This window comes from Gordonia terrae, from assembly GCF_051789125.1.
Taxonomy (GTDB): domain Bacteria; phylum Actinomycetota; class Actinomycetes; order Mycobacteriales; family Mycobacteriaceae; genus Gordonia; species Gordonia terrae_A.
Map to the genome: position 1 here is coordinate 1,062,486 of NZ_CP196526.1, position 11,447 is coordinate 1,073,932.

At 67.2% G+C, this 11,447-nt stretch carries 11 protein-coding genes; 7 read left to right on the forward strand and 4 right to left on the reverse strand.

The window, feature by feature from the left end; genetic code table 11:
• Positions 1–9: 9 nt before the first annotated feature.
• The 4 genes from hemB to ACSUZC_RS04895 all read left to right on the forward strand — a co-directional run bounded on the left by hemB (position 10) and on the right by ACSUZC_RS04895 (position 2,949).
• Positions 10–987, forward strand: a complete 978-nt coding sequence (gene hemB, locus ACSUZC_RS04880; RefSeq protein ID WP_439031775.1) for a porphobilinogen synthase — start codon at positions 10–12, stop codon at positions 985–987.
• Positions 988–1,058: 71 nt separating this feature from the next.
• Complete coding sequence (locus ACSUZC_RS04885) at positions 1,059–1,886, forward strand: hypothetical protein (RefSeq protein WP_439031776.1); 828 nt, start codon at positions 1,059–1,061, stop codon at positions 1,884–1,886.
• Entirely contained in the window at positions 1,883–2,323 is a 441-nt protein-coding gene (locus ACSUZC_RS04890; protein WP_439031777.1) for a hypothetical protein, read from the forward strand. The genes ACSUZC_RS04885 and ACSUZC_RS04890 overlap by 4 nt, the downstream gene beginning before the upstream one ends.
• Positions 2,320–2,949: a DUF3093 domain-containing protein gene (locus ACSUZC_RS04895; RefSeq protein ID WP_439031778.1), complete on the forward strand. Its 630-nt coding sequence runs from the start codon at positions 2,320–2,322 to the stop codon at positions 2,947–2,949. The genes ACSUZC_RS04890 and ACSUZC_RS04895 overlap by 4 nt, the downstream gene beginning before the upstream one ends.
• Here ACSUZC_RS04895 and ACSUZC_RS04900 read toward each other — a convergent pair.
• The 3 genes from ACSUZC_RS04900 to ACSUZC_RS04910 all read right to left on the reverse strand — a co-directional run bounded on the left by ACSUZC_RS04900 (position 2,931) and on the right by ACSUZC_RS04910 (position 7,041).
• Positions 2,931–3,635 (reverse strand): hypothetical protein, encoded by a 705-nt coding sequence (locus ACSUZC_RS04900; protein WP_439031779.1) that lies wholly within the window; start codon positions 3,633–3,635, stop codon positions 2,931–2,933. The two genes, ACSUZC_RS04895 and ACSUZC_RS04900, sit on opposite strands and share 19 nt — an antisense overlap.
• Positions 3,636–3,726: 91 nt before the next feature.
• Entirely contained in the window at positions 3,727–4,641 is a 915-nt protein-coding gene (locus tag ACSUZC_RS04905) for a manganese catalase family protein (RefSeq protein WP_439031780.1), read from the reverse strand.
• Between the two features lie 315 nt (positions 4,642–4,956).
• On the reverse strand, positions 4,957–7,041 hold the full coding sequence (locus ACSUZC_RS04910; protein ID WP_439031781.1) for an acyl-CoA dehydrogenase family protein: 2,085 nt from the start codon (positions 7,039–7,041) through the stop codon (positions 4,957–4,959).
• Positions 7,042–7,209: 168 nt separating this feature from the next.
• Here ACSUZC_RS04910 and ACSUZC_RS04915 point away from each other — a divergent pair, with 168 nt between their 5' ends.
• The 3 genes from ACSUZC_RS04915 to ACSUZC_RS04925 all read left to right on the forward strand — a co-directional run bounded on the left by ACSUZC_RS04915 (position 7,210) and on the right by ACSUZC_RS04925 (position 10,441).
• Positions 7,210–7,893 carry a TetR family transcriptional regulator gene (locus tag ACSUZC_RS04915; RefSeq protein ID WP_439031782.1) on the forward strand — a complete coding sequence of 228 codons (684 nt, stop codon included), beginning with the start codon at positions 7,210–7,212 and terminating at the stop codon, positions 7,891–7,893.
• A 183-nt stretch (positions 7,894–8,076) separates the two neighbouring features.
• The gene (locus ACSUZC_RS04920; protein ID WP_439031783.1) at positions 8,077–9,240 is read left to right on the forward strand and encodes an acyl-CoA dehydrogenase; all 1,164 of its coding nucleotides are present in this window, start codon (positions 8,077–8,079) and stop codon (positions 9,238–9,240) included.
• 319 nt (positions 9,241–9,559) lie between these two features.
• Positions 9,560–10,441 carry an endonuclease domain-containing protein gene (locus ACSUZC_RS04925; RefSeq protein ID WP_439031784.1) on the forward strand — a complete coding sequence of 294 codons (882 nt, stop codon included), beginning with the start codon at positions 9,560–9,562 and terminating at the stop codon, positions 10,439–10,441.
• Positions 10,442–10,600: 159 nt separating this feature from the next.
• Here ACSUZC_RS04925 and ACSUZC_RS04930 read toward each other — a convergent pair whose 3' ends face one another.
• Positions 10,601–11,203 (reverse strand): YdcF family protein, encoded by a 603-nt coding sequence (locus tag ACSUZC_RS04930; RefSeq protein WP_439031785.1) that lies wholly within the window; start codon positions 11,201–11,203, stop codon positions 10,601–10,603.
• Positions 11,204–11,447: the final 244 nt, after the last annotated feature.

An 11,447-nucleotide genomic window follows, 5' to 3' on the forward strand; every position in this document is an offset into this window, starting at 1 on the left:
GGAGACGACATGCCACCCGTGATCCGGCCGCGACGTTTGCGCACCACCCCGGCGATGCGTCGGCTGGTCGCCGAGACCTCGCTCGAGCCGCGGCATCTGGTGTTGCCGATGTTCGTCGCGGACGGCATCGACGAGCCGGTGGCGATCTCCTCGATGCCCGGCGTCGTCCAGCACACGATGGACTCGCTGCGGGCGGCGGCCGCGGAGGCGGTCGAGGCCGGCGTCGGCGGACTGATGCTGTTCGGGGTGCCACGACCGGCGGACAAGGACGCGACCGGCTCGGGTGCGGACGCCGAGAACGGCATCCTCAACCGCGCTCTGCGCGCCCTGGCCGATGATCTCGGGGACTCCACCGTCCTGATGGCCGACACGTGCCTGGACGAGTTCACCGACCACGGGCACTGCGGCGTGGTCGATGAGCGGGGGCGCGTGGACAACGATGTCACGCTCGACCGGTACGTCTCGATGTCGTTGGCCCAGGCGCGCGCGGGTGCGCACCTGCTGGGCCCGAGCGGGATGATGGACGGGCAGGTCGCCACGATCCGGGCGGCGCTCGACGCCGAGGGGTTCACCGACACGGGCATTCTCGCGTACAGCGCGAAGTACGCCTCGGCGTTCTACGGTCCGTTCCGCGAGGCCGTCGGGTCGTCGCTGCAGGGTGACCGCCGGACGTATCAGCAGGACGCGGCCAACCGCGTCGAATCGCTGCGCGAGGTTCGCCTCGATCTCGAGGAGGGCGCCGACATCGTGATGGTGAAGCCGGCGATGAGTTACCTCGACATCGTGCGGGATGTCGCCGAGATGAGTGATGTGCCGGTGGCGGCGTATCAGATCAGCGGCGAGTACTCGATGATCACCGCGGCGGCCGAGCGCGGATGGATCGACCGGGACGCCGCCATCCTGGAGTCGCTGACCTCCATCCGCAGGGCCGGTGCCTCGGTCGTCCTGACCTACTGGGCTGCCGAGGTCGCGCAGCGACTTTCCTGATCCGGGGCGCAGCGATTCTCGTGGCACCGCGTGCGGCGGTTGCCGCGGCCCGGGTTCACTAGGCTGGTCCCATGTCCTCCCCGTACGACCCGCCGCACCCGCAGAACGCCGCGGCGTCGCGCCCTCCGATCCCGGATTCCGTGTCCATCGCCGTCGAATTGTGGGCGGTGGCGATCGTGGGGCAGATCGTGGCGCTCTTCGCGCAGACCGGCACGTTCGTCGACATCGTGCGCGATCAGGTCCGTACGGCCCCACCGGAGGGTGTCTCGGCCGATCAGCTCGAGTTCATGACGTCGTCGGGCTTCGTGGTCGGCGTGCTGGTGGCGACGTCGGTGTTCCTCACGGCGATCACGGCGTTGGTCGTCTGGTTCACGCGCAAGGGCTACAACTGGGCTCGCATCGTGTTGTCGGCGATGGGTGTCTATGTGGTGGTGAATCTGTTGTTCTCGTTGTTCGGGGACACGTCGCCGGCGTGGGCGATGATCCCGCTGGTGATCAGCGGGGTCGCCGCGCTCGGCGCGACCGTCCTGTTGATGCGCGGCGAGTCGGAGAAGTACTGCCGGGAGATGGCGACCGCACGGAAACCGCAGCCGGTGCATCCGGCCGCGCCGCCCTACCCGTATCCCTACGGCCAGAACCCGTACAGCCAGAACCCCTACGGCCAGAACCCGTACGGCCAGAACCCGTACGGGCAGAATCCGTATGGCCAGGATCCGTCCGGGCAGAGTCCCTACAGCCAGAATCCGTGCGGCCAGAACCCCTACGGGCGGGGGCCTTCCGACGACGAGTCCCAGCGCCCCCCGGCCGCGGGGGACAGGCCGTATGGTGACAGCGAAGATCGGAGTCCGGGCGTCGACCGCCACCCGGAGAACCACAGCGAAGGACCGAAGAACCAGTGACCAGTCCCGACCCGGCACAGCGTCCGAAACTCGTCGTCTGGGCCTACCGATGCTGGCTCGTCTCCGGCTCGCTGCTGGTGGCACTCGGCGCGCTCGTGATCGTCTTGTCGGCAATCGACGACTCGGGAACGGTCGCGTCCGGCGTGCTCGGCGCGATGGTCGCGGTGGTCGGCGTCGCGTTCATCCTGCTGGGTAGCAAGGCCTTCACCGGCGATGCGAGATGGCGATCGTCGTTGTCCGCGCTGACCCTCGTCGTCGTCGCGATGCTGTTGTTCCTGAGTGTCGGGCTCGGGTCGCCGGTGTTCGCGATCGCCCTGATCGCGGGGATCATCGGTCTGTTCGGTTCGTTGCTCGCCTACAGGCCGCCGTCGGAGACCTGGTACACGGGTAAGGCACCCGCCCAGAAGAACCGGCCCGCGCGCAAGAAGCGATCGTGAGCGACGGGGCCCCGGACGATGCAACACCGGACGACGCAACACCGGACGACGCAAGCCCGGACGACGCAAGTCCGGACAATGCCGGACCAGACCGCGAGGCACCCGTCGGCGAGGTCCTCTTCTACGAACCCGGCGGCAGCTGGTGGGTGGTCCTCATCGGCCCGTTCCTGGTCGGCGGGGTCCTCGCCATGGAGATCGCGGGTCCCGGACAGGTGCACTGGCCGGTGCTGGCGATCTTCTTCGTGATCCTGCTCGGCTTCTCGGTCGTGCAGGTCTCCGCCGCACGACGCCACGTCAGCGTCGAGCTCACCGAGACCACCCTGCGGCAGGGAGCGGTGACCATCCCGCTCTCCGACATCGCCAAGATCTTGCCGCCCAATCACAGCGCGGCCCCCGAGGACTGGGAGAGCGCGTCGGCCCTGGGCGAGTTGCACGGGGTGCCGCGCCGCCGGAAGGGCATCGGGGTGGAGATGGTCTCCGGCACGCTCGCGCAGGCGTGGGCGCGCGACGTCGAACGGTTCCGTGGCGAGCTCAGCCAGGCCCACGAGGCCGTGCGTATGGGGTTGCCGCCCCGGTCGGCCAAGCGCTCCCGTCCCCAGCCGGGCCCTCAGGACGAGACCGAGTGACGTCCGGTCCTGCTGTCGCGGTAGGCGCGGCGGCGTAGGTCACCGAGCCACGACGGCGCGAAGTCGACGCTCTCCGGCCGGTGCAGGATCGGGTCGAAGTCGACGTCGAGTCCGGTGAGTACGTGGTCGAGTTCGATCCGGACCACGGGCACGAACCGTCTGGCACCCGCTTCCAGCACGATCACGATGGGCTTGTTCTGGCGCAGGCGTGCGGCCAGGTCTTCGATCGACAGGCCCGACGACTCGGCCGGCTCGATGATGCGTGCCCGTATCCAGTAGAGGTCGCCGTCGTGCCGGTACGGCGTCAGGCTCGACACCGCGGTGGCCCAGTGCGTCGTCGGAAGCGGTACGGGCAGCCGGCCGGCCAGCGGGGCCGGACCCGCGAGCAGGAGATCCCAGGCGCCGGTGGCATTGGTCGACGGTGAGACACCGCCGCCGCCGACGGTGCCCGGGTCGGTCGCCGGGAAGCGGATCGCCAACCCGACGATGTCGGGCAGCCCGCCAGGGGTGCCGATCCCCTTGGACACGCGCACCGACACCGGGCCGCTACGGAAGGGGAGGGGGTGGTCGGCGGACAGTGAGGCGCGTCCCCCGCACAGCAGACCGTCGGGATGGAACACGCGTGCATGCCGTAGCGCGCCGAGCCATTTGAACGGGGTCGTGATGAGGTCGGGTATTGAGCTCATGGAAACTCCGGTGATCGAGTGGATGCACACGCGCCCGGTGGCGAACCTCGTCGGTTCGCCACCGGGCCGCGTGCGTGGAACACGTGCCGGTCTATCCGGTCGGGTCCGGATCGACAACGTCCTTGATCTTGCCGATGACGCCCTTCTCCGTGCCCAACTGCGGCTTCTGGGGGGTGCCCATCGCGCCGTCGTAGGTGGCGTAGAGCTTGGGGTCCGGGGGCGGGCCGGACTGCCGGTCGCCGAGCGGCTGCGGGTCGGCGAGGAACTTGAACTCGTGTGCCCCGTCGGGAGTGGGTCCGCTGGCCCAGCCGCCCTTGTTCGAGTCCTCCCCGTCGGACAGATGCCACAGGGTGCTCGCGTGCTCGCTGTACTCCTCGTCGAAGAGGTCATCGGGCGCGATGGTGCCTTCCAGCCCGTCTTCCTTGAGCTCCTCGATGCCCTTGAGCCACAGGTTCTGGTGGAAGGTGTCGCGCGCGAGATTGAACCGCAGCATGGCCTTCACGCCCGGATCGTCGGTCATGTGCCACAGGCGGGCGGTCTGGACGCGGCCCTGGGCCTCCGCGGTCACGTTCGCGTGGAAGTCGGCCAGCAGATTGCCGCTGTGGGTGATGTACCCGCTGTTCCACGGCACGCCGTTGCTGTCGGCGAGACGCGGTCCGCCGCCGGCGAAGATCGCCTGGGTCGGGTCGGTGCCACCGAGAACCGCGGCGACGACGGGGTCGCCGAGGGCGTTTGCGGTCGAGTCGGTCACGGGCGCACCTTCGAGCAGCCGCGCGACCATCGTCGCGATCATCTCCACGTGACCGATCTCCTCGGTCGCGATGTCCATGATCATGTCCTTGTACTTGCCCTTCATGCGGCAGTTCCAGCCCTGCATGAGGTACTGCATGGTGACGGTCATCTCGCCGTAGGCGCCACCGAGCAACTCCTGGAGCTTGCGTGCGTAGATGGGGTCAGGCTTCTCCGGCTTGACATCGAACTGCATGTAATCGGTATGGCGGAACATGTATTCCCCTCACAGATCGGATCGAGTCGCTCGTCGCCGGGTTGCGTTGCGGCGCTTGGGATATCGCGCAGCCCGCTACCGCGGGCGACGGGCCGTTGTGTGCGGGACGGATCGTGATGCCGGCCTGACCGGACGCGAGGCCTGCACGATCTCGTCGTGCGTCGCGGCGTGGTCTTCACTGCGGCGTCGGCGGCAGTATGCCCGGGACGAGACAGTTCAAACCCCGGTGTCCGCTCGAGGTGTCCGGATGCAGAAAGGGCGCGACCTGACCGCGGTGTCGCGGTCGGGTCGCGCCCTTTCTGGGGGCGGGTGAGATCAGCCGTTCTCGAGCATCGGCGCCCGCAGCAGTTCCTCGGGGACACCGAACGCGTCGACCAGCGACCGCGCGTGAGGCCGCAGGTCCTGGCACAGCTCGTTGACGCCGCGGCGGATCGCTTTGGCGCGCTCGACCGAGATGTGCCGGTGCATCAGGAACCATGAGAGGTCGTCTTCGAGCGCGGAGTAGACGAACAGGTCGCACACCTTGCCCAGAAGATCTGCGGCCGAACGGGAATCACAGGCCTCGATGGCTTCGACGAATGCCTCGAGCACCACCCGCTCGATGTGCGCGTGACCCACACGCAGCAGATGATCCTGCGCATTGTTGAAGACCTCGAATGCGTCGTTGTCGTCGTCGAGCGCACGACGCAACCGCTGCGCGCAGGTACGGACGAGATGGTCCTCGCGGTTGCGGAACAACCGGATCTGGGTGCTGCGGTCGGTCAGCGCCGACTTCTCGGTGTCCTCGTCCGACCCGTCGAGCAGGGTCTGCACGACCTGGCGCACCGCGGTCTTCTCGGCGACCACGTCGCGCGCCATCCCGGCGATGAACCGTACCCAACCGCCCGCGGACAGTCCCTGCACGTCTTCGGAGTAGGCGGAGAGCAGTTCCTTGGCGATCAGCTGCGTCATGATCGTGTTGTCACCCTCGAAGGTGGTGAACACGTCGATGTCGCCCCGCATGATCGAGAGCTGGTTCTCGTCGAGATAGCCTGCACCGCCGCATGCTTCGCGGCTGACGTTGATCGCGTGGGAGGCATGCCAGGTGGCGTAGGCCTTGAGGCCCGCGGCCTGCCCCTCGAGCTGGCGCTGCCGTCCCGCGTCGGAATCGTCGGGTGCCACCGACTGCACCTCGTGCAGCTCGGCGACGATCTCGTTCTGCGCGAACCCGATGGCGTACGACTTGGCGATGAGCGGCAACAGCTTTCGCTGGTGGCCCAGGTAGTCCATCACCGTGATCTCGTCGGTGCCGTCGGGTGCCTCGAACTGCTTGCGGATGAGGCCGTAACGGGTCGCCAGGGCGAGTGCCTTGCGGCCTGCGGCTCCTGCGGTAGCGGCAACACTGACCCGGCCGCGGATCAGCGTGCCGAGCATCGTGAAGAAGCGGCGGTTGGTGTTCTCGATGGGTGAGCTGTAGGTGCCGTCCTCGGCGACGTCGGCGTACCGGTTCAGCAGGTTCTCCGCGGGGATACGGACGTTGTCGAACATGATGCGGCCGTTGTCGACTCCGGCCAGACCGCCCTTGTAACCACAATCGCTGGTGGTGACGCCGGGCAGGTCATTGCCGTCCTCGTCGCGGATGGGAACCACGAAGCAGTGCACGCCACGACCCTCGGGCTCCTCGCCCGGTCCGCCGGTGACGAGCTGTGCGAACACGGCCGCGAAACGTGCGTGTTCGGCCGCCCCGCCGATGTAGTCCTTACGCGACGACGGAGTCGGGGAGTGCACGACGAACTCGCGGGCCTCGGGGTCATAGGTTGCGGTGGTCTCGACCGCCTGCACGTTGGAACCGTGTCCGGTCTCGGTCATCGCGAAACAACCGAGGACGTCGAGGTCGATGATTCCCGGCACGTACTTCTCGTGATGTCGCTTGGTGCCCAGGTTTTCGACGGCGCCGCCGAACAGGCCCCACTGCACCCCGGCCTTGACCATGAGTGACAGGTCGGCGTAACCGAGCATCTCGATCGCGGTGATCGACGCACCGATGTCGCCGGTCCCGCCATGATCGGCCGCGAAGCCCGCGGCCGCGAAACCCTGCGACGCGAGTTCCCGCATCACCTCGAGGGTGTGCGCGCGGGCCTCGTCGAGCGTGCGGGACGGGTCGGGCAGCAGATCGGCACGATTGGAGTTCTCGCGCACGGTTTCCCTCGTGGCGCGCCAACGCCCGTCGAGGACGAAGCGCAGGTTGTCGACGAGCAGGGCCCGCTCCTCCGCCGACAGCTCGCCGTCGGCGGACACGTCCGCCGGGGCGACCGGATCGTCGATGGTGGGTTCGGTGGCGATGGGGGTTGGACTCGTCGTGGAAGGAGTCTTCGCGGCAGGGGTCTGCTCGTCGGGAGTCGCGGAGGTGGGGGTTGCCATGGGTCCACCGTACGTAGTGCATCGGCGTCGGACCTAGCTTTTGTGGCGCCCGCTACGACGCTGGGGGAGACACCAATCCGATCACCGATCGGCGTCGAACCCCTGTTCCGGAGGGCTCGTGGCGACGCGTTCACCGCGCCGCGTCGCCGGTGTGGTGATACTTGACCCATGTCAGTCGCGGATACCGACCCGGCCGCCTTCCGGACGCGTGTCGTCGCCGAGTCGATCCGGTTGTTCAGCGAAAACGGGTACGAGTCGACGACGGTCGACCAACTCGCGGCCGCCGCGGGGATGTCCCGCCGTACGTTCTTCCGGCAGTTCGGGTCCAAGGAAGACGTGATCTTCGCCGATCACGAGTCGTTGCTGGCCCAGGTCGGTGAGCGGCTGGCCGACTCTGACGACGACCCTTGGCTGGCAGTCTGTGGCGCGGCCGAACTGGTCTTCGGCCATTTCGTACGCGACCGGGACCTCGCGGTGCGTCGCGCGCAGGTGGTGCAGGAGGTCCCGGCGCTGCGCGACCGGGAGCTGGTGACCACCTATCGCTACCAGGGCGCATTCGAGGAGTTCCTCCGTCGTCGTCTGCCCGCCGAGAGTCCGGTTCATGTCGTCGCCTACGTCGCGGCGGTCACGGGCACCCACAACTACCTGCTCCGCCAGATGATCCGAGGCGACGCCGACGCGACCCTGGCGCAGCTGCGCGTGGAACTCTCCCGGGTGGCGGTGGCACTCGGTGCCGAGGATGGGCACCCGCGGGTGGAACGGGACCGGCAGGTCACCGTCGTCACTTATCCGACCGGCACTTCACCGGCCGAAGTCGCACGTCGCGTGGCTGAATCCCTCGGCGAGGGCTGACCCGGCGCGCGGTCGCGGGACACGGGCCGCCGATTCCGGGACAATCGGTGGTCAGAGGTCCCGCGCGCATTGACATGGCACTGAGTGCCGTGGTGCACTGGGTGTCGACATCTGCCGGTACATGCGTGCCGGGAAAGAACAGGCACGAACAAGCCGGCACTGCAGGTGCCGTGAGGAGTTGTCATGGGCTACGGAAATCCCGACTTCAACGTCTTCGAACTCCCGGAAGAGCACATCGCGCTGCGTGAGGCGATCCGTGCGCTGTCGGAGAAGGAGATCGAGCCCCACGCCGCGGACGTCGACGAGAATTCCCGATTTCCGCAGGAGGCCCTCGACGCCCTCGTCGCGTCGGGTTTCAATGCCATCCACGTGCCCGAGGAGTTCGGCGGCCAGGGTGGCGACTCCATCGCGGCCTGCATCGTCATCGAGGAGGTCGCCCGTGTCGACGCCTCGTCGTCGCTGATCCCGGCCGTCAACAAGCTCGGCACCATGGGCCTGATCCTCAACGGCTCCGACGAGCTCAAGCAGCAGGTGCTCCCGTCCATCGCCTCCGGTGAGGCCATGGCGTCGTACGCACTGTCCGAGCGTGAAGCCGGCTCCGACGCGGCGGGCATGAAGACCCGTGCGCGCAAGGACGGCAACAACTGGGTGCTCAACGGCTCCAAGTGCTGGATCACCAACGGCGGCAAGTCGACCTGGTACACCGTCATGGCCGTGACCGACCCGGAGAAGAAAGCCAACGGCATCTCGGCGTTCATGGTCCACAAGGACGACCCCGGCTTCACCGTCGGACCGCTGGAAAAGAAGCTCGGCATCAAGGGCTCGCCGACCGCGGAACTGTACTTCGAGGACTGCACCATCCCGCTCGACCGCATCATCGGCGACGAGGGCACCGGCTTCAAGACCGCGCTGCAGACCCTCGATCACACGCGCCCGACCATCGGCGCGCAGGCCGTCGGCATCGCGCAGGGCGCACTCGACCAGGCAATCGCATATGTCAAGGACCGCAAGCAGTTCGGGAAGCCGATCAGCTCGTTCCAGGGCGTCGAGTTCATGATCGCCGACATGGCGATGAAGGTCGAGGCCGCGCGCCTCATGGTCTACACCTCGGCCGCCCGCGCCGAGCGCGGCGAGAAGAACCTGGGCTTCATCTCCTCGGCGTCGAAGTGCTTCGCCTCCGACGTCGCGATGGAGGTCACCACCGACGCCGTCCAGCTCTTCGGTGGCGCCGGCTACACCCGCGACTTCCCCGTCGAGCGGATGATGCGCGATGCCAAGATCACCCAGATCTACGAGGGCACCAACCAGATCCAGCGCGTCGTCATGAGCCGCGCGCTGCTTCGCTGATCACTTCTCCTCTCACGGGTTCGCCCCGTCGGCTTCGGCCGGCGGGGCGAATCTTATTCGTACCCGCCCGTATCCGTCCGTCCCCGCCCGTCCCCGCGCGTCCCCGCGCGTCCCCGTCGACTGTGCGTCGTTTCGCGTTGACCGTGCGTCGGATTACGTCGGCTGTGCGTCGGATTACGATGATCGTGCGACTTCCCGCGTCGACTGTGCGTCCGATTCCGTCGGCTGTGGGCTCTCGGGTCGTGAGGCTACGTTCGACCGTGGCCGTGCGCGGGCTGGTACATGAAACCAAGATGGCCCCCGCTGCGTCCGATTGTGTATGACGACTTTCGCAACCGGCCCCGTTTCCCTGACCACGCGCAACGAGGTGGTGCTCCGGACAGGGATGTCGGACCAGTTCGACGCCGGATTCCGGCATCTGCGTGGCAGCAACTTCATCGAGCGGTCGACCTTGCTCACCGCCCGTCAGCGAATCCTCGGAGTCGCTGCGAGTGCGCAAGGGGAGCCCGTCGTGGCGGGGATGGCGGCGTCGATACTTCTCGGATCGGCCTGGTATGACGACGACTTCACCATCGAATTCGTCCGACCGGCGACCGGATCAGGACGACCCGCCAAGGGAACAATCACTCACCGATTCGACATCGACGCGTCGGATTGGTGCGTTGTCGATGGCGTGCGGGTCACGACACCCCTTCGTACGGCCTTCGACATCGGTCGCATGCAGCCGGCGTGGCGCGCGCTCGGTCATCTCGACGCCCTGGCCAGGGCCACTGATCTGGACAACCTGGCCCTCGCCCGCTACGCCGATGCTCAACGGAGACGACGCCACGTCCGTCAGATTCGTGAGCTCGCACCTCTGATCGACGGCCGAGCCGAGTCTCCACCCGAGAGCTGGTTGCGGCTCCTCATGTTCCGGTCGGAACTTCCCACACCGGATCTGCAGATCGCCGTGGCCAATCGAAGCGGAAACCCCTACGCGCGAATCGATCTGGGATACGAAGCGCTGAAGATAGGCATCGAGTACGACGGCGAGGACTTCCACTCGTCACCGGAGCAAAGCGCTCGCGACGAAGCGCGGGACGCTTCACTGCGTGAGCAGGGGTGGATCATGATCCGCGTCGACCGGCGCCGCCTTCGTGACGAGCCGTTCGGGATCATCGTCGAGATCATCAAAGCGATGAAGGCACGAGGTGCGTATTGATACCTGCCTGAACGACTCGCGGCGCACACTGGATGGATTGTGACGCACGGTCGGCGGGATCGGACGCACGGTCAACACGATCGGACGCACGGTCAACAAGATTGAGCGCACAGTCGACGGGATCGGACGCACGGTCGACGGGATCGAGCGAAACCGGCCTCAGGCGTACGCCGACCGGAATTCGATCCGGGCGCCCTGCTGCCGGGCTGCGTCGCGGAAGTTCTTCATCGCGCGTTCCATGTGGAAGCCGTTGGTCACGATGATGGCACCGTTGGCGCCCATGTGCTTCAGCATCCGCACCGTGTTCTGGGCGTTCTGCACCGTGGAGGTGGAGGCGCCCTCGTTGACCATCTGCCACATGGGGATTCCGCGTCGGATGAGACCGAGGTTCATGAACTGGGCCTCGGTGACGGGCAGCCAGTGGGTGTCTCCGCCGGAGACGATCATGCGGTTGAACGGGTGCTTCTTGCCGAGGTTGGCGGCGACGTCGAGTCGGCGCTTGAGGACATCCGGAGTCTGGCCGAGAACGCCGAACTTGGCACCCAGTACGACGATGTAGCGAGTGGGCGGGCTCTGCCACAGGAAGTTGCTGTTGGGTGTGCCGAGCTCGGAGCTGCCGAGATCGACACTTCCGAAATCGGTGCTGATCGCGGCGTTTTCGACGCTCGTGGTGGGCGCGGACGGTGCGACCGCGATCGCCACCGCGGCGGCCGTGGTGACCGCGGCAGCAGCCATCGCGGACGTGAGGGTTCTACGACGCATGGTGTCCGAGTGTAGGGATCTGTACGGGCGTGCAGGTGTCGAATCGATAACACCTGTATCACTAGTCACTTACGTAACAGTGCGTTGCGGCCGATGGTTCCCGGGGTCGGCGGCGAACGGTTGAGTGCCGTGCCACCTGGGCCCGTCGACGTAGGCCGAGAGGTGTGTGCGTCCGCTCACATACTTCGTTCCCGCTCACCAGATTTCGGTGAGCGGGAACGGACCCGGTGAGCGGGAGCGGGTC

Bases quoted from the DNA above. Each gene is read 5' to 3' on its own strand.
- ACSUZC_RS04885 (WP_439031776.1), top strand. From the start codon at position 1,059: ATGTCCTCCCCGTACGACCCGCCGCACCCGCAGAACGCCGCGGCGTCG.
- ACSUZC_RS04920 (WP_439031783.1), top strand. From the start codon at position 8,077: ATGGGCTACGGAAATCCCGACTTCAACGTCTTCGAACTCCCGGAAGAG.
- ACSUZC_RS04905 (WP_439031780.1), bottom strand. From the start codon at position 4,641: ATGTTCCGCCATACCGATTACATGCAGTTCGATGTCAAGCCGGAGAAG.
- ACSUZC_RS04925 (WP_439031784.1), top strand. From the start codon at position 9,560: ATGACGACTTTCGCAACCGGCCCCGTTTCCCTGACCACGCGCAACGAG.
- ACSUZC_RS04900 (WP_439031779.1), bottom strand. From the start codon at position 3,635: ATGAGCTCAATACCCGACCTCATCACGACCCCGTTCAAATGGCTCGGC.
- ACSUZC_RS04915 (WP_439031782.1), top strand. From the start codon at position 7,210: ATGTCAGTCGCGGATACCGACCCGGCCGCCTTCCGGACGCGTGTCGTC.
- ACSUZC_RS04930 (WP_439031785.1), bottom strand. From the start codon at position 11,203: ATGCGTCGTAGAACCCTCACGTCCGCGATGGCTGCTGCCGCGGTCACC.
- ACSUZC_RS04910 (WP_439031781.1), bottom strand. From the start codon at position 7,041: ATGGCAACCCCCACCTCCGCGACTCCCGACGAGCAGACCCCTGCCGCG.
- hemB (WP_439031775.1), top strand. From the start codon at position 10: ATGCCACCCGTGATCCGGCCGCGACGTTTGCGCACCACCCCGGCGATG.